General features: G+C 73.9%; 20 protein-coding genes. 9 read left to right on the forward strand and 11 right to left on the reverse strand.

The annotated features are described in order from the left end of the window. The first annotated feature begins 41 nt into the window (after positions 1–41). The 5 genes from ABEE00_RS17550 (at position 42) to ABEE00_RS17570 (ending at position 3978) form a co-directional block, all read left to right on the forward strand. Positions 42–449 carry a DUF2795 domain-containing protein gene (locus tag ABEE00_RS17550; RefSeq protein ID WP_345746441.1) on the forward strand — a complete coding sequence of 136 codons (408 nt, stop codon included), beginning with the start codon at positions 42–44 and terminating at the stop codon, positions 447–449. Between the two features lie 91 nt (positions 450–540). After that, on the forward strand, positions 541–993 hold the full coding sequence (locus ABEE00_RS17555) for a CBS domain-containing protein (protein ID WP_345746442.1): 453 nt from the start codon (positions 541–543) through the stop codon (positions 991–993). Positions 994–1142: 149 nt separating this feature from the next. Then, positions 1143–2696, forward strand: a complete 1554-nt coding sequence (locus ABEE00_RS17560) for a bifunctional phosphatase PAP2/diacylglycerol kinase family protein (protein ID WP_345746506.1) — start codon at positions 1143–1145, stop codon at positions 2694–2696. A 72-nt stretch (positions 2697–2768) separates the two neighbouring features. Further along, positions 2769–3578 carry a methyltransferase domain-containing protein gene (locus ABEE00_RS17565; RefSeq protein ID WP_345746443.1) on the forward strand — a complete coding sequence of 270 codons (810 nt, stop codon included), beginning with the start codon at positions 2769–2771 and terminating at the stop codon, positions 3576–3578. A 55-nt stretch (positions 3579–3633) separates the two neighbouring features. Then, on the forward strand, positions 3634–3978 hold the full coding sequence (locus ABEE00_RS17570) for a VOC family protein (protein ID WP_345746444.1): 345 nt from the start codon (positions 3634–3636) through the stop codon (positions 3976–3978). A gap of 66 nt (positions 3979–4044) precedes the next feature. Here the strand turns inward: ABEE00_RS17570 and ABEE00_RS17575 are convergent, their stop codons facing one another. The 9 genes from ABEE00_RS17575 to ABEE00_RS17615 form a co-directional block, all read right to left on the reverse strand. Further along, the gene (locus tag ABEE00_RS17575; RefSeq protein ID WP_345746445.1) at positions 4045–4968 is read right to left on the reverse strand and encodes an NADP-dependent oxidoreductase; all 924 of its coding nucleotides are present in this window, start codon (positions 4966–4968) and stop codon (positions 4045–4047) included. A 141-nt stretch (positions 4969–5109) separates the two neighbouring features. Continuing rightward, positions 5110–6099: a zinc-dependent alcohol dehydrogenase family protein gene (locus ABEE00_RS17580; RefSeq protein WP_345746446.1), complete on the reverse strand. Its 990-nt coding sequence runs from the start codon at positions 6097–6099 to the stop codon at positions 5110–5112. Beyond that, positions 6096–6989: a carbohydrate ABC transporter permease gene (locus ABEE00_RS17585; protein WP_345746447.1), complete on the reverse strand. Its 894-nt coding sequence runs from the start codon at positions 6987–6989 to the stop codon at positions 6096–6098. The genes ABEE00_RS17580 and ABEE00_RS17585 overlap by 4 nt, the downstream gene beginning before the upstream one ends. Then, positions 6986–7954, reverse strand: coding sequence for a carbohydrate ABC transporter permease (locus tag ABEE00_RS17590; RefSeq protein WP_345746448.1), 969 nt, complete (start codon positions 7952–7954; stop codon positions 6986–6988). Before ABEE00_RS17590 ends, ABEE00_RS17585 begins: the two co-directional genes overlap by 4 nt. Continuing rightward, on the reverse strand, positions 7951–9324 hold the full coding sequence (locus ABEE00_RS17595; RefSeq protein ID WP_345746449.1) for an ABC transporter substrate-binding protein: 1374 nt from the start codon (positions 9322–9324) through the stop codon (positions 7951–7953). The genes ABEE00_RS17590 and ABEE00_RS17595 overlap by 4 nt, the downstream gene beginning before the upstream one ends. Before the next feature lie 208 nt (positions 9325–9532). Beyond that, positions 9533–10294, reverse strand: coding sequence for a DeoR/GlpR family DNA-binding transcription regulator (locus tag ABEE00_RS17600; protein WP_345746450.1), 762 nt, complete (start codon positions 10292–10294; stop codon positions 9533–9535). Positions 10295–10754: 460 nt separating this feature from the next. Beyond that, the gene (locus tag ABEE00_RS17605) at positions 10755–12752 is read right to left on the reverse strand and encodes a DUF5107 domain-containing protein (protein WP_345746451.1); all 1998 of its coding nucleotides are present in this window, start codon (positions 12750–12752) and stop codon (positions 10755–10757) included. Positions 12753–12871: 119 nt separating this feature from the next. Further along, positions 12872–13813 carry an arginase family protein gene (locus ABEE00_RS17610; RefSeq protein WP_345746452.1) on the reverse strand — a complete coding sequence of 314 codons (942 nt, stop codon included), beginning with the start codon at positions 13811–13813 and terminating at the stop codon, positions 12872–12874. Positions 13814–13818: 5 nt separating this feature from the next. Further along, the gene (locus tag ABEE00_RS17615) at positions 13819–14529 is read right to left on the reverse strand and encodes a 4'-phosphopantetheinyl transferase family protein (protein WP_345746453.1); all 711 of its coding nucleotides are present in this window, start codon (positions 14527–14529) and stop codon (positions 13819–13821) included. Between the two features lie 202 nt (positions 14530–14731). Between ABEE00_RS17615 and ABEE00_RS17620 the strand changes: the two genes are divergently transcribed. Together ABEE00_RS17620 and ABEE00_RS17625 are read left to right on the forward strand one after the other, a co-directional pair. Next, positions 14732–15289, forward strand: a complete 558-nt coding sequence (locus ABEE00_RS17620) for a GNAT family N-acetyltransferase (RefSeq protein ID WP_345746454.1) — start codon at positions 14732–14734, stop codon at positions 15287–15289. Continuing rightward, positions 15277–16215, forward strand: a complete 939-nt coding sequence (locus ABEE00_RS17625; protein WP_345746455.1) for an aminoglycoside phosphotransferase family protein — start codon at positions 15277–15279, stop codon at positions 16213–16215. The genes ABEE00_RS17620 and ABEE00_RS17625 overlap by 13 nt, the downstream gene beginning before the upstream one ends. A 201-nt stretch (positions 16216–16416) precedes the next feature. Here the strand turns inward: ABEE00_RS17625 and ABEE00_RS17630 are convergent, their stop codons facing one another. Beyond that, on the reverse strand, positions 16417–18006 hold the full coding sequence (locus tag ABEE00_RS17630; protein ID WP_345746456.1) for an amidohydrolase family protein: 1590 nt from the start codon (positions 18004–18006) through the stop codon (positions 16417–16419). Positions 18007–18264: 258 nt separating this feature from the next. On the opposite strand from ABEE00_RS17630, the gene ABEE00_RS17635 reads away from it, so the two are divergent. Then, the gene (locus ABEE00_RS17635; protein WP_345746457.1) at positions 18265–19053 is read left to right on the forward strand and encodes a GntR family transcriptional regulator; all 789 of its coding nucleotides are present in this window, start codon (positions 18265–18267) and stop codon (positions 19051–19053) included. After that, complete coding sequence (locus tag ABEE00_RS17640) at positions 19050–20579, forward strand: MFS transporter (RefSeq protein ID WP_345746458.1); 1530 nt, start codon at positions 19050–19052, stop codon at positions 20577–20579. Before ABEE00_RS17635 ends, ABEE00_RS17640 begins: the two co-directional genes overlap by 4 nt. Positions 20580–20595: 16 nt before the next feature. Here ABEE00_RS17640 and ABEE00_RS17645 read toward each other — a convergent pair whose 3' ends face one another. After that, the gene (locus ABEE00_RS17645; protein ID WP_345746459.1) at positions 20596–21543 is read right to left on the reverse strand and encodes a S66 peptidase family protein; all 948 of its coding nucleotides are present in this window, start codon (positions 21541–21543) and stop codon (positions 20596–20598) included. Positions 21544–21699: the final 156 nt, after the last annotated feature.

Here is a 21699-nt window from a genome sequence, read left to right on the forward strand (position 1 = left end):
GATGATCCGGAGAAGCGGGAGATTCCGCGCAGGAGAGTGCGATGACTGAGAACTTCGGCAAGAGCAACGCGCTGAACGTGCACCGCGACGACGAGGCCAAGCGCGAGATGCAGGGGCGGCTGCGCCACGTGTACCCGACGCGCGCCGAGGAGTGGAACGACCCCGAGCCCGGCGCCGACGACGATCCGGAACTGGCCGAGGGCCCCGTGCCGGCGGCCGGCACCGCCGATCCGCAGGAGTCGGCCGACGAGGCGCTCCGCTTCGATCTGGCACGGCACCTGGGGCGTACGACGTTCCCCGCCGACCGCGACGGCGTCCTGCGCACCCTGGAGGACGCGCACGCGCCCGAGCCGCTCGTGGACACCGCGCGCGGCCTGCCGGAGGACGGCGGCACGTACCGGAACGTCCAGGAGGTCGTCACGGCGCTCGGCCGCCGCCCGCGGGTCTGAGCCACCGTGCCCGGCCCCGGTCTGAACCCCGGGGCGCCGGGTACTCGCCGCGGCGACCGCAACCACTACGAGAGAGCGAAGGCCAGAGGCAATGCCACAGTTGGTGAGGGACGTCATGACCCCGGCCGCCACCTCGGTGCGCCCGGACGCCTCGCTGGTGGAGGCCGCGCAGCTCATGCGCGCGCAGGACATCGGCGACGTGCTGGTCACCCAGGAGGGGCGGCTGCTCGGCCTGATCACCGATCGGGACATCGCGCTGCGCGCGGTGGCCGACGGCGTGGATCCGCTGACCATGACCTGCGACGCGGTGTGCACGCCCGAGCCGGTGACGGTGTCGCCTGACGACGCGGCGACGGCCGCCGTCGACCTGATGCGGGCGCACGCCGTGCGCAGGCTGCCGGTGGTGGAGGACGGGCGCCCGCTCGGCGTCGTGAGCATCGGCGACCTGGCGGAGGAGCGCGACCCGAACTCCGCGCTCGCCGACATCAGCCGCGCGGGCCCCGACGAGCCCGAGATCATCGAGGGACCCGAGGTGACGGCCTGAGCGCGAGCCGCCGCACCGGAGCGGGCCGGCCGCGCACCGGCCGCACCGGGGGCGGCACGGGTCCGCACGGCGCCCTGTCCGGGGAACCGCTCCCCGGGCAGGGCGCCCGTACCGCGTGGGGCCCCGCGGACCACGAGCGGCGGAGCACCCTGGCGTACCGGCTCTCCGCCTGGGACCGCGGCCTCTTCCACCAGGTGGCGCGGCGGCACTGGCCGGGCGCCGAGAGCGTGCTGCCCCGGCTGAGCCGGAGCGCCAACCACGGGCGGCTGTGGTTCGCGCTGGCCGCCGGGATGGCCGCGACCCGCACCCGGAGCGGACGGCGCGCGGCGCTGCGCGGCGCGGCCTCACTGGCGGTGGCCTCGGCGACGGTGAACGTGCTCGGCAAGCGCTCGGTGCGCAGGGCGCGCCCCGTGCTGGACGCGGTGCCGGTGATCCGCAGGCTGCACCGCCAGCCGCACACCACCTCCTTCCCCTCGGGGCACTCGGCCTCGGCCGCGGCCTTCGCCGCGGGCGTCGCGCTGGAGTCGCCGCGCTGGGGCGCGGCGCTGGCGCCGGTCGCCGCCTCGGTGGCGTTCTCGCGCGTCTACACGGGAGTCCACTACCCGAGCGACGTGCTGGCGGGCGCGGCCCTGGGCTTGGGCGCCGCGCTGGCCGTACGGGGTCTCGCGCCCACCCGCGGCCAACTCCCGCCGCCCGCGCGCCCGGTGGCCGAGGCGCCCGCGCTGCCCGAGGGCAAGGGCCTGGTGGTGGTCGCCAACTCCGTCGCGGGCGCGACGCGCGCCGGGCGCACCCCGCCGCTGTCGGTGACCAGCCCCGAGACGGCGGTGCGGCGCGTGCTGCCGCGCGCCGAGGTGGTGGTGCGGGAGCCGGAGAACGCGGAGACGGAGGACGCGGAGGCCGAGGATCCCGGCGGGCCCACGGAGGCGCGCCGTTCGCTCGCCGCCGCGCTCGACGAGGCGGCGCGGCGGGCGCTCGCGCTGGGCGGCGCGCTCGGCGTGTACGGCGGCGACGGCACCGTGAACGCGGCGGCCGCGGCGGCCGTCCGCTACGGGCTCCCGCTGGCCGTCCTCCCCGGAGGATCCCGCAACCACTTCGCCCTCGACCTGGGCATCGGCACCCCGGAGGACACGGCGCGCGCGGTGCGTTCCGGCGCGGCGGTCGCGGTGGACCTGGGCCGGTTCAGCCCGGGTCCGAACGGTGCACCGCACGGCTTCTTCGTCAACACGCTGAGCCTGGGCTGCTATCCGGAGCTGGTGCGGCTGCGCGAGCGCTGGGCCCCGCGGATCGGCGCGGGCCCAGCGTCGGTGCTCGCCGCCTGGCGCGTGCTGCGCACGGACCGCCCCGTGGTGGCCGGGCTCGCGGGCCGGCCGCGCTCGCTGTGGCTGCTGTTCGCGGGCAACTGCACCTACCGGGGCGTGGGCCTCGCCCCCGTACACCGGCACGACCTGGCGGACGGCCTGCTGGACGTGCGGACCGTACGGGGCGGGCGGCTGGCCCGTACGCGGCTGCTGTCGGCGGCGGTCGCGGGCGCGCTCGGGAGGCGCCCGCGGCACCGTTCGGCGCAGCTCAGGCGGCTGCAGATCACCGGGGTCCCGGAGGGCGGACTGCTCGCGTACGACGGCGAAGTGGCGCCCGCACCACGGGAGTTGACGCTCGACAAGGAGCGCGAGGCGCTGACCGTGTACCGGCCGCCGGAGCCCTAGCCCCTTCAAGACGGCTGCTCACATGGTGAAACAACCTTGCTCGCATGCCGAGACGCGTCGTTAAGTGGATGCATGGCACAAGAGACCGCCGTGTACACCCACGGCCACCACGCGTCCGTCCTGCGCTCCCACCAGTGGCGCACCGCCGCCAACTCCGCCGCGTACCTCACGGGCCATCTGCTGCCGCACATGCGGCTGCTGGACATCGGCTGCGGACCCGGCACCATCACCGCCGACCTCGCCGAGCTGGTGCCGGACGGCCATGTCACCGGCCTGGACGCGGCGGCGGGCGTCCTGGAGAAGGCCCGCGCGCACGCGGACGAGCGCGGCGTGAAGAACGTGTCCTTCGAGACCGGAGACATCCACCGACTGCCGTACGAGGACGACTCGTTCTGCGTCGTGCACGCGCACCAGACGCTCCAGCACGTGGGCGATCCGGTGGGCGCGCTGCGCGAGATGCGGCGGGTGTGCAAGCCCGGCGGCATCGTGGCGGCACGGGACGGGGACTACGGCGGGATGTTCTGGTACCCGGAGGTGCCGGGCATGGCGGAGTGGCTGGACCTGTACCGCAGGGTCGCGCGCGCCAACGGCGGCGAGCCGGACGCCGGGCGCCGGCTGCACGTCTGGGCGCGCGAGGCGGGATTCACCGACGTGACGGTGTCCACCAGCACCTGGCTCTACACGACGGAGGAGGAGCGCGCGTGGTGGAGCGGCCTGTGGGCCGAGCGCCTGGTCGCCTCGTCCTTCGCGGAGTCGGCGGTGAACGGGGGCCTGGCGACGGAGGAGGAACTGCGCGGTCTGGCGGACGCGTGGCGCCGCTGGGGAGCCGAGCCCGACGCCTGGTTCAGCATCGTCAACGGAGAGATCCTCTGCCGGGTGTGAGGAGATCCTCCACCGGGTGTGACGGCGACTGCCGTCCCCAATTAGGCTCCCCCGCATGGACATTGTGGGGACCTCGCTGCGGGTGTGCGTGGACGATCTGGACGCCGCCGTGCCGGTGTACGAGAAGCTCTCGAACGCGGAGGCGGTGCGCTTCGAGCAGGGACCGGTCACGGTCGCGGCCGTCGGGCCGTTCTTCCTGATGAGCGGGCCCGAGGGGCATCTGGAAGTGCTGCGCAAGATCGTGGCGACCATCGCGGTGCGCGATGTCGAGGAGGCGGTGACCGACCTGGAGGCGGTCGGCGCCGACATCATCGCGGGCCCCAACTCGACGGGCACGGGCCACAATGTGATCGCCCGTCACCCGGACGGCTCGGTCTTCGAGTACGTGGCGCAGGCGTGACATCTCGTACGTGAGGCTCCCGGGGCGCGCGCCCCGGGACCCTCACGTACGACGTACCGCGCGGGCTCAGTCCACGTCGAGCACGAGCTTCCCGCGTACCCGGCCCTCGGCGCTCAGCCGCCAGGCCTCGGCCGCCTCGGCGAGCGGGAAGGACCGCTCCACGGCGACCTTGAGCTTGCCCTGGTCGGCCAACTCGCCCAGTTCCGCGAGCCCTTGGCCGTCCGGGCGCACCCACACGTAGTGGCCGCCGCTCTCGGTGACCCCGGCCTCGGCGATCGAGGCCACCCGGTCCGGGCTCTTCACGAGCTGCCGCGACACCTCGACGGCCTCGCCGCCGACGAAGTCCAGCGCCGCGTCCACGCCACCGGGCGCCAGTTCCCGCACGCGGTCGGCCAGCCCGTCCCCGTACTCCACGGGCTCGGCGCCGAGCTCGCGCAGGAACGCGTGGTTGCGCTCGCTCGCGGTGCCGATGACGCGGGCGCCGCGTGCCACCGCAATCTGCACGCCGAGCGAGCCGACACCGCCGGCCGCCGCGTGGATCAGCACCGTGTCGCCCTCGCCGGCGCCGACGCGCCGGATCGACTGGTACGCGGTGAGCCCAGCCAGCGGGACGCCGGCCGCCTCGCGGTGGCTGAGCGAAGCGGGCTTGCGCGCCAGCATCCGGACGCTCGCCGAGACCTTCTCCGCGTACGCGCCGAGCTGCGCCCAGTCCTTCCTGACGTACCCGAACACCTCGTCGCCGACGGCGAATTCGGTCGCGTCGAAGCCGGTGGCCTCGACCACACCGGACACATCCCAGCCGGGGATGAGCGGGAAGCGGGTCTCCATGATCCCGTCCAGATAGCCCGCGCCGAGCTTCCAGTCGACCGGGTTGATCCCGGCGGCCTTGACCCGGATCAGAACCTCGCCGGGCGCGACCTTCGGCTCGGGCTGCTCGGTGAGCTCCAGCGCCTCGGGGCCGCCGTACTGCTGCTGTGTGATCGCCTTCATGCAGGGTTCAACGATGCGACGGAGTCACACATTCCGGCTGGTCACACGGATGGCCCCGGGCGGGAGGCGCCCGCCCGGGGCTGGGCTGGGCTGGGTGCGCGGCAGCACCGGGCGCCGCGGCACCGCGAACGCCCGCCGCCGTCACGGCGTCACGACGATCTTGCGGCCCTTTCCGTCGGCGAAGCGCTGGAGTGCCGCGGGGTACTCCCCCAGCGGCATGCGGTCGGAGATGAAGACGTCGGGGTCCAGGACGCCGGCGGCGAAGAGCTCGGCGGCGCGCTCGTAGCTGTGCAGGACCGCCATGGAGCCGGTGATGGTGATCTCCTGGTTGTAGATCTTGTACGGCTCGATGGTCGCGGTCGTCGCGTAGTCCGAGACGCCGAACTGGAGGAAGGTCCCCGCCTTGGCCACCCGGCCGATCCCGTCCTGGATCGCCGCCGCGTTGCCGGTCGCGTCCACGACCAGGTCCCAGCCCTGCGGCCGGTCCAGCTCGTCGGGGCCGGCCGCGGAAGCCGAGACGCCGAGCTGCTTCGCGGTCGCGAGCCGGTCGGGGTTCAGGTCGACCACGTCCACGCTCGCGGCGCCTGTGCGCTTGGCGAGCTCCAGCATCATGAGGCCCATGGTGCCCGAACCGTAGATGAGCACGTGCGAACCGAGCTGCGACTTGAGCACGTCGTAGCCCCGTACCGCGCAGGACAGCGGCTCGATCAGGGCGGCGTCCTCGGTCCGTACGTGGTCGGGGAGCCGTACGCAGTTGGCGACGGGCGCGACGGCGTACTCCGCTGCGCCGCCCGAACGCGTCACGCCGATCGCCGCCCAGCGGTCGCACAGGTTGTTGTGGCCCGTGCGGCAGTAGCGGCACTCGTAGCAGTAGAGCGAGGGGTCGACCGCGACCCTGTCGCCCTCGCGCAGCTCGCTGACCTCGGAGCCCACCGCGGCGATCTCCCCCGCGAACTCGTGCCCCGGGATCACCGGCAGGGTCGGCGCGAACTCGCCCTGCGCGATGTGCAGATCGGTGCCGCACAGCCCGCAGGCCGCGACCTTCACCACCACGTCGCGGGGCCCCGGAGTGGGCTCGGGCACGGTCGTCAGGGTCACCTTGCCGACGGATTCGACGAGTGCGGCCTTCATTTGACAGCTCCTAGCGACAGGCCCTGGACCAGCTTGTCCTGGGCGGCGAACCCCGCGGCGAGCACCGGCAGGGAGATCACGAGGGACGCGGCGCACACCTTGGCCAGGAACAGGCCCTGACTGGTGATGAAGCCGGTCAGGAAGACCGGCGCGGTCTGCGCCACCACGCCGGTCAGCACACGCGCGAACAGCAGCTCGTTCCAGCTGAAGATGAAGCAGATGAGGGAGGTCGCGGCGATGCCGGGGGCCGCGATCGGGGCGATCACGCGCAGCAGGATGGAGGGCAGCCGCGCGCCGTCCACCTTCGCCGCCTCGATCAGCGCGACCGGCACCTCGGCGAGGAAGGACTGCATCATCCACACCGCGATCGGCAGGTTCATCGAGGTGTAGAGGATGACCAGCAGCCACACGTTGTCCAGGAAGTTGGTCTGCTTGGCGAAGAGATACACCGGCAGCAGGCCCGCGACCAGCGGAAGCATCTTCGTGGAGAGGAAGAAGAAGAGGACGTCCCGCCACTTCTGCACGGGCCGTATGGACAGCGCGTACGCGGCGGGCAGCGCGAGAACCAGCACGAACAGGGTCGAAACCACCGAAGCCGTCAGGGAGTTGGCGAGCGCGGGCCAGGGACTCGCGCCGCCGCCCGCGCCGAAGAACTCGCGGTAGCTGTCCAGGGTCAGCGGCGCGGTCAGCGACGGCGGGTTGGTCGCCGCGTCCGACTCGGAGTGGAAGGAGGTCAGTGCCATCCACGCGATCGGCAGGAAGAACGCGATGGCGCAGAGCCAGGCCAGCAGCCCGAGCAGGCTGTTGGCGGTGCGCGGCCGCTTGCCGAGGCCCTGCGGGCGTACGGGAGTTGAGGCGGCCGTCGGGGCCGAGGTCGCTGTGGCACTCATGCGCGGGACTCCTCGCGGAACAGGGACGAGACCACCCGCAGCGCGAAGGTGGCGATGATCAGCGAGCCGATGACCACCAGCACACCGGCGGCGGAGGCCCGCCCGTACTCGTGCCCCTGGTAGAAGGTCTGGTAGATCGTGTACGGCAGGTTGGCGGTGCCCAGACCGCCCGAGGTGATGGTGAAGACGGCGTCGAAGTTCTGCACGATGTAGACCGAGCCGAGCAGCGCGCCGAGCTCCATGTAGCGCCGCAGATGCGGCAGCGTCAGATAGCGGAAGATCTGCCAGGGCCCCGCGCCGTCGATGCGCGCCGCCTCGATCGCGTCGGCCGGGCGCGACTGGAGCCCGGCCAGCAGGATCAGCATCATGAACGGCGTCCACTGCCAGACGAGGGACGCCTCGACCGCGGTCAACGGCATCTCCGCGACCCAGTCGGGCTGCGCGGCGCCGTCGCCGAAGATCCAGGTGAGCAGGCCGTTGAAGAGGCCGTACTCCGGGTTGTAGAGCACGTGCTTCCACAGCAGCGCCGCCGCGACCGGCACGACCAGGAACGGGGCGATCAGCATCGTGCGCACGATGCCCCTCCCCCGGAACCTTCGGTCCAGCAGCAGCGCGAGGACGAGCCCGAGCACGAGGCTGACCAGCACCACCGTGACGGTGAGCAGGATCGTGGTGATGACCGAGTCGCGCAGCGCCGGTTCGGTCAGCACCTCCTGGTAGTTGGTGAACCACCCGAAGGTCCGCTCGTCCGGGTAGAAGGCGTTCCACTCGAAGAACGAGATGACGAGCGTCGCCGCGAACGGGAGCTGGGTCACCAGGATCAGGAAGACCAGCGCGGGGAGGAGCGGGCCGCGGGCCGCCCAGGCGCGCAGCCGGTTCGGGGGTCCGGTGCGGCGCTTGGCGTCCGGAGGGGCCGTCGTGCCGGTGCCCGGTGGGGTGCTGGGTGTGGTGGCTGCGGTGGTCACTGGGCCTCCCGCCCCTCGTAGTCCTTGGAGACGACCTCGGCGAGCTGCTGGGAGTTGCGCAGCGCCTCCTCGGTGGACTGGCGCCCCGCGATGGCGGCGCTGATCTCCTGGGAGACCTTGGTGCCGAGGTCGGGGAATTCGGGTATGCCGACGAACTGCACGCCGGGCGCGGGCCGCTTCTGCACGCCGGGGTTGCGCGGGTCGGCCTGCGTGACGGCCTTGCGCGTGACCTCGCTGAACGCGGCGGCCGTCCGCTTGTATTCGGGGATGCGGTACGTGGAGGCGCGCTTGCCGGCGGGGACGTTGGCCCAGCCCGCCTTCTCACCGGCCAGCCGCTCGTACTCCTTGCTGGAGGCCCAGCGGATGAACTTCCACGCCTTGTCCGGCTTCTTCGACGCCTTCTGCAGCCCCCAGGCCCACGAGTACAGCCACCCCGAGGACTTGGTCTTCTCGACCGGCGCCGGTACGTAGCCGATCTTGCCCTTGACCGGGGACCCTTCGGCCTCCAGCGACCCGGCGCCCGCGGTCGCGTCGTACCACATGGCGCTCTTGCCCTGCGTCATGTTGTTGAGGCACTCGGCATAGCCCGACTGGGCCGCGCCCGCCTCGCCGTGCTTGCGCACCAGATCCACGTAGAACTTGGTGGCCTCGCGGAATCCCGGCGACTTCGGGTCGTCGATCCGCGCCTTCCAGTCCTTGTCGAACCACGTCCCGCCGAAGGTGTTGACCACCGAGCTGAGCGGCGCGGCCAGTTCGCCCCAGCCGGGCAGGCCGCGCAGGCAGATGCCGCGCATGCCCTTCTCCGCGCCGTCCGCCTTCGCCGCGAGGTCCGCCACCTGATGCCAGGTGGGGTGCGCGGGCATCTTCAGCCCCTTCTTCTCGAAGACGTCCTTCCGGTACATCAGGAAGGACGATTCGCCGTAGAAGGGCTGCGCGTACATCTGCCCGTCCTGCCCGCTCAGCGACTCGCGCACCGAGGGCAGGATGTCCTTCTGGTCGAAGCCCGGGTCCTTCTTCGCGTACGGGGTGAGCGGGCGCAGCCAGTCGTTCCTGGCGTAGATCGGCGCCTCGTAATTGCTGAGGGTCGCCACGTCGTACTGGCCCGCCTGGTTCGCGAAGTCCTGGCTGAGCTTGTCGCGTACGTCGTTCTCCGGCAGCACCGTGAAGTTGACCCTGATCCCGGTCTTCTTCGTGAAGTGCGCGGCCGTGAGCTTCTGGAGCTCGGCCATCTGCGGGTTGTTCACCATGAGGACGTTCACGGCGTCGTCGTCGGCGCCGGTGCCGCCGGCACCCGCGCATCCGGCGAGCAGTACGCCCGCCGTCGCGGCGCCGACGGCCGCATGGAGACGTCGGCGGCTCCTGGTACGCATAAGGGCTCCTGGACTTCTTTGTCGGAGATCGGGAGGTCGGGGGTACGGGGTGGTGCGGGGCGTGAGGGGTGCGGGGGGGGTGCGGGGGCTGCGGGGCGATATGGGTCGGTAACGGGAGATAGCGGACTCGTGAGGGTGGGCGGGGCCGCCGCCCGGCGGTGCGCGGCGGGACGGCGCCGGGCTGCTGCCGGGGCGGCGGACCCGCCGGTCAGGCGCGGATGACGTGCGGTCCCTGGAGCGAGTAGCGGCCCGCCTCGGTGGCGGACAGGCCGGTCGAGGTCACGATCGCCTCGAAGTCGCCGACCTCGGCGAACCGGCAGAAGCTCACCGCGCCGAACTTGGTGTGCGTCCCGGTGAACACCCGCCGCCGCGAGGCCCGCACCGCCTGCGCCTTCACCTCGCTCACCGCGGGATCGGGGGTCGTCAGTCCGTGTTCGCGCGAGATGCCGTTGGCCCCGATGTAGGCGAGGTCGATGACGAAACCGGCGAGCATCTTGGTGGTCCAGTGGTCGACGGTGGCCAGGGTGCCGCCGCGCACCCGGCCGCCGAGCAGCAGCACGGTGGTCTGCTCGGCCGAGGCGAGGGCGCTGGCCGCGGCGAGCGAGGCCGTCACCACGGTGAGGGGGCGGTCCCTGGGCAGCGCCTCGGCGACGAGCTGCGGGGTGAAGCCCTCGTCGATGAAGACGGTCTCCGCCTCGCCGAGGAGGTCGGCCGCCGCTGCGGCGATCCTGCGCTTCTCCGGCACCTGCACGGTGGTGCGGAACGCGAGGGTCGTCTCGAAGCCCGCGCTCTCCACCGGGTAGGCGCCGCCGTGCGTGCGGCGCAGCAGGCCGTGCTGCTCCAGTACGCGCAGGTCGCGCCGTACGGTCTCCTTGGCGACGCCGAGCTCGGTGGCGAGCCGCGCGACGTCGACCGAGCCGGCGCGGCGGGCGGTGCCGACGATCGTGCGCTGGCGTTCCTCCGCGCTCATGGTGTGCGTGCTCCTCTCCTGGTGGGGCCGTTCGGGCACGTGCTTGCCCGTTCGGGCCCGCGGGGAGAGTTCTACCTTTTCGCGGGTGTGGTCACCAGGTCCGGTGCGGGCTGGATCACGCCCGCTTCCGCCCGCCCGGGCTGGCCCCTGCACCGCAGGTGAGCCTCCCTACGCACTTTTCCCCGCCCCTCTCCCGGGCCCGTTTCCCCTTCCCCGGACGCCCGTCTCCTCAGACCCGCCCGTACGGTCACCCTCCCGCCCCCCCCACTTAGGTGTGGGCGTGCGTTCCGCCGGTTCCCCGCTCCGAGGTGTGGGCGTGCGTTCCGCCGGGGCGGAACGGGCGGGCACACCGGAACCGCCAGCCGCGAGGCCCCGCCCCCACGCACCCAACGAACGCGCTCGCCGCGGGCGTTCACGGGGCTGCGCCCCGGACCCCGTCGGGTGCGTGGTGGCGCGGAAGCTAAGGCCGCATGCGGAAGTCGTAGTGGTCCGGGAGGGGGTCGGACGTTATCGACTGCCACGTTTCGTGGAGGGTCTCGTCGCCCTCTCGGAGGTCGGGGACCTCGAAGCCCTCCGCGAAGACGGCACGGGCGCCGGACAGATCGCCCAGCGCGACGAGCACCTGCGCGCGCAACAACCGAAACCGACCGCGCGACCGCACCCCCCGCGGCAGCGCGTCCAGCACGGAAGCGGCCTCCTCCCCCAGCCCCGCCTCCAGCAGCGCCCCCACCGCCTCCCGCCCCAGCGAGGCCAGCGCGGCCGTCCACGCCTCCGCCCCCGCCGCGCCCTCCGCGTCCGCGCGGCAGTCGGCGAACGCCTCCTGGTAACGCCGCGCCGCGCGCCCCACGTTGCCCTCGCGCAGATCGGCCAGCGCGAGGCACCGCAGCGCCGGCCACTTCGCGTTCCGCGCGACCGAACGCTCCCAGCTCCGCACCGCCTGCGAACGGTCGCCCGCCGCCCACTGCGCGACCCCCAGGTGATAGTCCAGCTCGTGCCGGTCGAGCGGCCCCGCGTCGGCCGACTCCAGCAGCGCGCGCCACTCGGGCGAGACCAGCGTCGGACCTGGCGGCAGCACCTTCGCTGGACCCGGCAGCAGCCCCGTGTGCAGCAGCTCGGCCCACGGCTCCTGCTCGGGCCCCAGCGTGTCCCGCGCGAAGGGGGTGCCCGGCAACGCGTACCCGCCGCGCAGCACCTCCAGCGCGCCCCACCCCGAACCGGCGTACAGCGCGGGCACGTCCGGCGCCGGGTCCACATCCGCCTGCGGCCGCCACACCTCGTACGCGGCCTCCACCGCGGCCCGCGGCAGCGCCTCCTCCAGCCGCTCGGCCGCGTGCCCGCGCGCCGCGGCCCAGTCGCCGCCGTGCGCCGTGCCCGGGTCGCAGCGCAGCGGCCCGTACGCCTCCAGCCAGGCGAACTCCTCGCCCGCCTCCAGCGCCACATGCTCCAACTGGGTCCGCGCCAGCCCCGCTTGGATCTCCGCATAGCCGGGCGTGCCCGGCTCGGTCAGCCACTGCTGCCAGCGCCTTCCGCCCGTACCGCTGCCCCACACGAACAGCTTCCTGCCGCGCAGCACGTCCGTCGACGTCTGCACCAGCCCCCGGCCCCCGCCGTCCAGCGAGGCGATCCACCGGCGCTCGCCGTCCGGCACCTCGTAGAAGAAGTCCGCCGGATACTCGCTGCGCAGCGGGTACGTGCGGTCCGCGCCGCGCCACTCCGGCACCGGCACCAGGCTGAGGCTGCGTTCGTAGCCGAAGTGCCAGGTCTCGTCGGCCGGTACGAGGACGCGGGTGTGCTCGTCCTCCGGCACGGCGATGTTGGACCACCAGTAGACGGGGACGGTGCGGTCGTGCGGATTGCGGATGCGCACGCCCACGTACAGGAAGTCGGAGTCCTCGGGAAGCCACAGGTCCACCTGGAACGGGGTGTCCCGCAGCCGCTCCCACTCCCACAGCCGCAGCATCGCCCCGTCGCCGCCCGGCGCCGGTACCTCGGCCGCGTGCAGCGGGGCGCAGGAGAGGGTGGTGTGGCCGGTGGCGCCGATGTTCCACTCGATGCCCCCGGAGAACCAGGCCCCGTTCAACGCGAAGCACGCGGGCTGGAACACCGGGTTGGAGTAGAGCAGTTCGCGCCCGGTGGGCTTGTGGAAGAGCGAATACACCCGGCCGCCGAGCCCGGGCAGCACGGTGGCGCGCAGCTTCGCGTTCTCCAGCACCAGGGCGTCCAGCGCGGCCGGACGCCGCTCCCTCCCGTACCCGTCCAGCACCGGCACGGGCAGCACGCTGCGCAGCGGCGCGTAGCCGACCTGTCGTGCCATCCGCGGGGGCAGCGCGGCCCGTTCGCTCTCCTCGATGCGGTGCGCCTCGTCCAGCGGCAGCAGTGCGGGCAGCGGATTCTCCGGGCCGAGGGCCGCTGCGGGCAGGGTGAGGGTGGTCCGGCGTACGGCGGACGTGGCGGCCACGGGCGACCTCGCTCTCCTCGAAGGCAGCCGGCGCCATGCCGGCCCCGCGACCATGGAACACGCTCCGCACCGGCCTGAACAGCCCCCACCCCAGGCCCCGTCGGCCCACGTCCCTCACGTCACGGACAGCCCTCCAGCACCTCCTCCAGCAGCCCCGCGAGCAGCCCGGCTCCGGGGAGCGGGGCGCCGGGGAGCACGGTGCCCGGCTCGCGGTCAGGGTCGTACACGGTCAGTGTGAGACCCGCGCAGCGCGGGGAGGCGGCGAGCGGCCGCAGCAGCTCCCGCACCTCCTCGGCGCCGAGTCCGCCGGGCTCGGTGCTGTCCACCGCCGGCAGCACCCCGGGGTCGAGCACGTCGGCGTCCATGTGCAGCCAGAAACCGTCGAGTCCGGAGTCCTCCAGGCGCTTCAGCGCGCCGCGTGCGACGGCGTCCGGGCCGCGCTCGCGCACCGTGGCGACGGTGGAATACGCGATGCCGAGCCCGGTCAACTCGCGCTGTGCGTTCTCCGGTTCGTCCCAGGCGTCGCGCAGGCCGAGCAGCACCAGGTCGGCGTCCCGTATGTAAGGGCCAAGCCCGTCCAGGTCGGCGAGGTCGGGCTGGCCGCGCCCGGTGACCAGGGCCACGGCCTCGCCGCCCGCGGCGCCGATGCGGTGCGCCGGGGCGTTGCCCGGGTGCCGGAAGTCGTCGTGACCGTCGACATACGCCAGTCCGTACCGCCCGGTGCGCCGCAGCGCGAGGCATGTGCCCAGGGCGATCGAGCAGTCGCCGCCGAGCACGACGGGGAAGTCGCCGCCCCTGATGTGCGGTTGGAGCCGGGCGGCCAGACCCTCGGCATACGCGGCGAGCTCGGCGGCGTGGAACACCCCGTCGCCCGGCCGCCACGCCCCCGTGCCGTACGGCGGCGGAACCACCACTCCGCCCTCCACCGCGCCGAGCCGCCGGGCGGTCCCGGCGTCCCGCAGCGCGCCCGCCAGCTTGTGGCAGCCGGGGACGGCGCCGGGCGCGGGCGCGCGCAGCCCGAGGTTGGACGGGGCGTCGATGAGCACGGTGCGGCGGGACACGCGGATCAACTCCCCTTGGGTGGTGGTGTGGTGCGCACCGCATACGCGGCCGCATAGCCCTCCGGCGCGGCTATGTCCGCCAGATGCCAGCCGGGCGGGGAGGCCGGGCCCTCGGCAGCGGTGCCGACGGGGGTCACCGAGGGGTCTTCGCCCAGGCCCGTGCCGGTGCCCTTGAGATACGCCTCCTTGCGGCTCCAGCAGCGCGCGAAGGCGGCGGCGCGCTCGGACACGCCGTCCAGCGCGGCGAGTTCGGCGCGCTCGGACGGGTGCAGGGTCGTGGCGACCTCGTCCACCGTCTCCGCGCGGGGGTGCTCCTCCACGTCCACGCCCACCGGAGCGGCGGCGAAGCCGAGCAGCACCACGTCCCCCGCGTGCGAGAGGGAGAAGTGCGGGCCCTCCCCCGCCAGCGCGGGCCGCCCGTGCGGTCCCCCGCACACCGGGCACGGCTCGCGCACGAACTCCAGCGCCTCGGGGCGCTCCCCGGTGCGGGCGGCGAGCTCGCGGCGGAGCGCCACATGCGCCGTGCGGTAACGGTCCCGGTCGGCGGCGCGTATGAACCTGGACACGCGCTCCCGCTCCTCCGCCGACAGCAGCTCCTCGGCGCGCTCCGCCTCGGCGGCGTACGCGGAGACCCGCAGCATGCGGAGCTCCACCGGCGGCGCGGCGGGGGCGGGGCGCGGGCCCGACGGGGTGGGCGAGGGCGAAGGTGCGGTCATATGGCGAAGGTACACGGGGGGTCTGACAACGGGCCCCGGACCGCGATCACGAGGCGGCCTCACGGGACCGGGGCGGCGAGCGCACGGAGCCAAATCGCCGAGCGCACGGGGCCAGAAGGCCGAGCGCACGGAGCCGGACCGCGGGACCGGATCGCGGGACCGGCTCACCGGGCCGGCCCGCGAGGCCGCTTAGACTCGCGGCATGGCGGACACGGTCATACGGCGGGCGCAGCCGGCCGACGCACTGCGGCTCACCTCGCTGGTCCACGCTTCGCGCGCGTACGGCGGGCCCTACGCATCCATTCTCAGCGGCTACAGCGTCTCCCGCGCGTACGTCGAGCGCGAATGCGTCTACCTCGCGCTGGACGCGGCGGGGGACGGGCCGCGCGGCGGCGGACGGGGCCGGCGCGGAGGGAGCGGCGGTGAACTGCTCGGCTTCTACGCGCTGTTGCCGCACACCGAGCCACCCGAGCTGGACCTCCTGTTCGTCGCCGACGCGGCGCAGGGGCGCGGGATCGGCATGCTGCTGGTCGACCACATGCGGGAGCAGGCGCGGGAGGCGGGCCTGGAGCGCGTGACGGTCATCGCGCACCCGCCCGCCGAGGGCTTCTACCTGCGCGCGGGCGCCCACCGCACCGGTACGCGGCCCGCCTCTCCCCCGGCCGTCCGCTGGGAACGGCCCGAGCTGTGCTTCGAGCTGTACGAAGGCGGGGACGAAGGCGGCTCCGGCGGCGGAGAGGGCGGTCCGTGGCGGCGCTGATCCCCGATGACCTGCCCGTCGTCACCACCATGGGCCGGCACGAGAGCGGCCGCGCGTGGCTGGAACGCCTCCCCGAGCTGATCACCGAGCTGCGCGAGCGGTGGCAGATGCGGCTCGGCGCGCCGTACCAGGGCGGCAGTTGCTCCTGGGTGGCGCCCGCCGTGCTGCCGGACGGCGGGCACGCCGTGTTCAAGGTGTCCTGGCCGCACCCGGAGATGCTGACCGAGCCGACGGGCCTGCGGCTGTGGGACGGTCGGGGCGCGGTGCGGATGTACGCGTACGACGCCGAGCGGTACGCGCTGCTGCTGGAGCGCTGCGAGCCCGGTACGGAGCTGGCGCGCAGCCACGAGGTGCCCGCCGAGCGGCGGCTGCGCGAGGCGTGTGCGGTGCTGCGGGAGCTGTGGGCCGCTGACCCTGCGGGGGCCGGTCTGGGTACGGTCGCCGAAGTGGCCGGTGAGTGGGCCGACTTGGCGGAGGAGCGCGCGGGGCGGCAGGGCTGGCCGCCCGAGCTCGACGCCGGTCTGTTCCGTACGGCCGCCGACCTGCTGCGGGACCTGCCGCGTACGGCCGGGCGCGACGTGGTGGTGCACGGTGACTTCAACCCGGGGAATCTGCTGGCGGCGCGGCGCAGTCCGTGGCTGGCCATCGACCCGAAGCCGATGTCCGGCGATCCGGCCTTCGATCCGTGGCCGCTGATCGAGCAGGTCGACGACCCGTTCGCCACGCCCGACCCGCGCCGCACGCTCCGCCGCCGCACGGCACTGGTCGCCGACGAACTGGGCGAGGACGTGTCCCGCGTACGGGCATGGGCGGTGGCCCGCCACGTGGAGTACGTCCTGTGGTCGGTCGACGAGGACGAGACGCTGGAGCCGAGCGTTCAGCTTTTGCGCCAGGCGCGGGTCCTCGCAGAGGTGGCGCGCCTTTAGAGCGTCCCGCTCTGACCGCCGACGGCTGCCCCGCGTGGTTGCTTCCCGCTGCGGCGGGATTCGGGTTTGTGGTTGCGCCCGGCTTGTGAGTGACGGCCCGCCCTACGACGCTCCGCGCCTCCGGCCGGGCCTTGCCCTGGCCTGCGGCGTCCGCCGGGTGACGTACGAACCGTCGCGACACGCTTGTGGGAGCCGCCTGTGTCACCTGCGCACCGGCACGTGGTGGATCCCCGCACGGCGTACGACCTCGCGGGCACGGGTCCCGGCGCGCTCCAAGAGCGCGCGGTCATCCCACCCCCGCGGCCGCCCCTCCCAGAGGCGGAGGACCCCACCCACGAACACCGCCGTGATCTGGTCGCGGTTGCCCAGCCGCACGAGATCCCACAACGGGTCCCAGGACGGCGTCAGCTCAGGCACCCGCATGTCCACGAGCAGGAAGTCGGCGGCCGCGCCCTCGGCCACGCGCCCCGTCGTCCCCCGCAACCCCAACGCGTCAGCCCCGCCCGAAGTGCCCATCTCCAGCCACATGTGCCCGCCCCCGCACACCGAATCCCCGGTGGCCAGCCCCGCGCTCAGCCGCTGCGCGCTCTCCGCCGCGTCGACGAGCCGGAAACCGTCACCGCGGGTGCCGTCCGTACCGGTACCAAGGCGTACCCCCATCTCCCGCAACACCCCCGCCTGCGCCACCGCGTTGCCCTTCCACGCGCTGGCCACGGGGTTGTAGCTGACCGCGGCCCCGGAGTCGGCCAGCATCCGCATCTCGCCGGGCGTGAGCATCGTCGCGTGCGCGCCCAGTGTGCGCGGCCCCAGCGCGCCGACATGGTGGAGCTGCTCGACGGGCCGTCGCCCCACCCGCTTCAACGAGCGCTCCACGCTGGCCAGATGCTCGTTCACGTGGATCTGGAAGACCGCGCCGGCCTCCTCGCACAGGTCGGCGGTCTTCTTGAGGACGGCGTCGCTCGCGTCCTCGGGCACCGGTACGGCCAGTGACGGGTGCACCAGATGGGCCCCGTCCCAGCGCGACAGGTGCTCCTCGCCGCCCTTGCCGTCGGAGACGACCTTGCCGAGTACGCAGCGGATCCCGGCCGCGCGCGTGCCCTCGGCGAGCGCCGCCACGTCCACCGGCGCGCGGGTCCCCGCGTCGGCGACCGTGGTGAAGCCGCCGCGCAGCGACTCCAGCGCGGCGAGCTGTGCCGAGAGCCGCGCGCTCTCCTCGTCGAGCGCGCGCTCCAGGGGCTCCCACACCGTCTTGAAGATCTCGGAGGGCTGCCCGAACGACTGCGCCTTGCCGAAGCTCTGCGTCAGGTGGTGGTGCGCGTCCACGAAGCCCGGCATCAGCAAGTGGCCCTCGGCGCGCACCGGGTGGAGCCCCGGGTGCGCGGCGGTCACGCGTTCCGCCGGCCCGATGTCGCGGAACACGCCGTCCTCGATCACCACGGCCTGCCCGGTCACGGGCTTGTCCTTGCCGGGCAGGAGGAGCAGTTCCGGCAGGAGAAGGAGCGGCTCCTGGCGCCGCCCGCCGTGCCCAGCACCGCGTTCCAGTTCCTCGGGCCGCAGCGGCGCAGGCTCCGCACCCTGCCGCGACGCCGCTCCGTCCTGCCGCGACACCGCTCCGGCCTGCCCCGGCGCCGTCTCGCCCGCTCGCGACGCCGCCTCGGCCTGCGGCCCGGCTCCCGCGCCGAGCAGCCCCGCCGTGCCGGTCAGTCCCACACCGGCCAGGAACCCCCGACGGCGTACCCCTTCGTTCTCACCGGCCCCATCGGCCTCGTACCGCTCGTTCTCGTACGTCATGCGCACCGCTCTCCCTCGTCCCGGCGGGATGGCGCGCCGACCCTAAGTCGCCCCGGGATGCGGAACAAGGCTTCCGTATCCCGGCAGCCGAAGCCCGGCGGGCCGAACCGGCGGATCTCCCCGAGAGCATCACCAAACGCGCTGATCAGAGCGTCGCCGCAGGTCACAGTGGGTGGCGTAACTTCGACGCAACACGGCGGCCCTAGCGTCGGGCACCGGGTGGCGAGGACGGACCGACGGGAGCGAGGTGGGTGCGGCATGCTGCGGGCCGACGAGGCGCGCCGGGTGGCCAACGTGCTGCGGCGGCAGATCGCGCGCGGCGACTTCCCCGAGAGCGTGCTGCCCGACGAGCGCATGCTGACCGGCGAGTTCGGCGCCTCGCGCAACGCGGTGCGCGAGGCGCTCGCGCTGCTCGGCGCCGAGGGCCTGATCGAGCGGCGGCAGGGCGTGGGCACGGTGGTGGTCAGCCGCCCGTACGAGCATCCGCTGAGCGATCTGTCGGGGCTGGCCGAGGTGCTGCACCGGCACGGGAAAGTGGTCAACACGGTGCGCGAGGCCCGGCGTACGCGGCCGCCGGCCGAGGTCGCCCGGCGGCTGCGGCTGCCCGAGGGCGCTGAGGCGGTCTACCTGGAGCGGCTGCGCGAGCTGGACGGCGTACCGGTCTCCCTCGACTGCACCTATCTGCTGCCCGAGGTGGGCGAGCCGCTGCTGGCGCTGCCGCCCGCGCGGCTGCGGCACCACGACGTGTTCCATCTGATCGAGACCGCTGCGGGCGCGCCGCTCGGCGGCGCCGAGGTGACCGCGCAGGCCGTGGTCGCGGACGCGGCGACCTGCGCGGTGCTCGGCATGGAGCGCGGCGGCGCGGTGCTCGCGCTGGAGCGGCTGACCCGCCTGCGCGACGGCAGGCCGGCCGACCTGGAGTTCATCCACCTGCGCGGCGACCGCCTCACCCTGCACGCCGAACTCGACCCGAAACGACCGCACACCCGCAACAGCGGCAACGACAGCAGTCACGACAGACAGCAGGCACGGCAGGGGGACGCATGAGCGCCACCGGTGAACGCACGCCCCGCGGCCTCACCTTCGCGATGTGCCTGTGCGTCACGCTCGTCGTCGGCATGGTCTCGGCCGTCAACCTGTCCATTCCCGGACTGTCGGCCGATCCCATGCACCCCTCGGCGCAGGCCGTGCTGTGGGTGGTGGACGGCTATGTCGTCGTGTTCGCCTGCCTGTTGATCCCCGCGGGCGCGCTCGCCGACGGGCGCGGGCGCAAGGGGACGCTGCTGTGCGGGCTCGCGCTGTTCACCGCCGGCAACGCGGTGTGCGCCCTCGCGCCCCAGGTCGGCGTGCTGATCGCGGGCCGGATGCTCAGCGGCGTGGGCGCCGCCGCCGTGCTGCCCACCACGCTCGCGCTGCTCGTGCAAGGGCTGCCGGCTGCGCAGCGTCCTCGCGCCATCGCGGTCTGGGCGTCGATGACCGGGCTCGCCGCCGTACTCGGGAACGTCGGCGGCGGCGCCGCCATCGAATACGGCACCTGGCGCACGCTGTTCGTCTGCATGACACCGCTCGCGCTCTGCGCGCTGCTGCTCGTCGCCGTGGTCGCGCCGGCCGCGCCGCGCAGCCCGCGCCCGGTCTCCCCGCTGGGAACGTCCCTGCTCACGGCCGGTTTCCTGGCCCTGCTGTACGGGATCGTGTCCGGGCCGCAGAACGGCTGGCTCAGCCCGTCCGTGCTCGGCGCCTTCGCGGTGGCGGCGCTCGCGCTGTTCGCCTGGGCCCGGCACGAACTGCGCTCGGCGCACCCCCTGTTGGACCCGCGGCTCTTCGCGCTGCCCGGGGTGCGTGCGGGCGCGCTGGGCATGGCGTTGCTGTTCACCGGCATGTTCGGGCTGTTCCTGCTGAACGGCCAGTACCTCCAGTACGCCAAGGGGTACGGACCGCTCGGCGCCGGCGTGCGGCTGCTGCCCATGGCGGCCGCACTGCTCGCCGGGCCGCGCTGCGGGCTGCTCCTGGAGCGGCTCTTCGGCCGCCGTACCGCCGCCTGCACCGGCATGCTCGTGCTCGCGGCCGGGCTCGGCACCGTCTCGACGGTCACGGCCGCGACCCCGTACGCGGTGTACGCGCTCGGCGCCGTACTCACCGCGCTGGGCTGCGGCATCGCCACGCCGCTGTTCTCCGACGCGATGATGTCGGCGCTGCCGGCCGAGCGCGCGGGCGTCGGCTCCGGGCTCCAGAGCCTGGCGCGGGAGCTGGGCAGCGCGCTGGGCATCGCCGTGACCGGCAGCATCGTCACGGCGGTCTTCACCGCGCGGCTGCCGGGGGCGCTGAGCGGGCCCGACGCGCCGACGACGGTGGCCGCTGCACGCGCGCGGGTGGCCGGGCACGGCGGCCCGGCCCTCGACTCCGCGATCGTGCGCGCCTTCACCGACGCGCTGCACGCGGCGACCCTCACGCTGGCCCTGGTCATCGCCGCCTCGGCGGTGCCCATCGCGCTGTGGACGGGACCTCGTACGCGTACGGAGGCGGACCGACCGGCGGGCGCCGCGACGGAGTTGGAGGACAGCTCCGCGCATTGACGCGGCGGGGCCCGTTCTACGCCAGTGCCGCCTCCTCGTACGTCAGCGTCCCCGACGCCGCGTCCAGCACCGCGGGCGCGCCGAGCGGCAGGGTGAGCGAGGTGGGATCGTGGCCGAATTCGAAGCCCGCGACCACCGGAACGCCGAGTCCTGCGAGCCGGTCCCGCAGCACCGCGCGCACCTCCTCCTGCTCGCCGCAGTCCGTCCAGGAGCCGAGCGCGATCCCGGCGACCCCCTCGAACCAGCCCGTGCGCAGCAGTTGGGTGAGCAGCCTGTCGATGCTGTACGGAGGCTGGGCGACGTCCTCCAGTACGAGGATGCCCCCGGCGGCCGAGGCGCGCGCGTGCGCGGTGCCGCGCTCGGTGGCGAGCAGCGAGAGGTTGCCGCCGAGCACGATGCCTCGGGCGCGGCCGGGCGCGAGCGCGGCGCCGTGCTCACCGGTGGTCAGGACCCGTGCGGCCTCCGCCTCGGGCTCGAACAGCGCCCGCCGCACGCCCTCCTGGGTGCCCTTGTCGGACAGGAACGACTCGGTCGCGATCATCGGCGCGTGCACCGAGCCCAGGCCCAGCCGCTCGGCCAGCGCCTCGTGCAGCACGGTCAGGTCGCTGTACCCGACGAAGACCTTGGGCCGCGCGGCCCGCAGCGCCTCCCAGTCGAGCAGGTCCACCATCCGCTGCGTGCCGTAGCCGCCGCGCGCGGCGAACACCCCGGCGAAGCCGTCCTCGCACCAGGCGTCCTGGAAGTCCCGCGCGCGGTCCTCGTCGCGGCCCGCGATGTTCTCGAACTCCGGGTGCGCGTCCAGGACATGGGGCATCACCACGGGCTCCAGGCCCCAGTCGCGCAGAACCCGCACGCCGCGCTCCAGACGCTCCCGCGGCAGCGAGCCACTCGGCGCCACGACGGCCACGCGGTCGCCGGGTACGAGCCTGCGCGGCCTGGCCAACGGGCCTCGGGCAAGGGTCACTCCACCCACTCCTCTTCCGACAGATGTTCGCCCCCGTACCCGCGCGACTCTACCCAGCCGGGAAGATCACGACCGCTCTCCGGGTTGCAGGGGGCGGCCCCGGTGAGGGAGGGGGCGTACGAGGTGCACGAGACGGCGGGAGAGCGGACCCATCGA

Source organism: Streptomyces odontomachicola, from assembly GCF_039605595.1.
GTDB lineage: Bacteria > Actinomycetota > Actinomycetes > Streptomycetales > Streptomycetaceae > Streptomyces.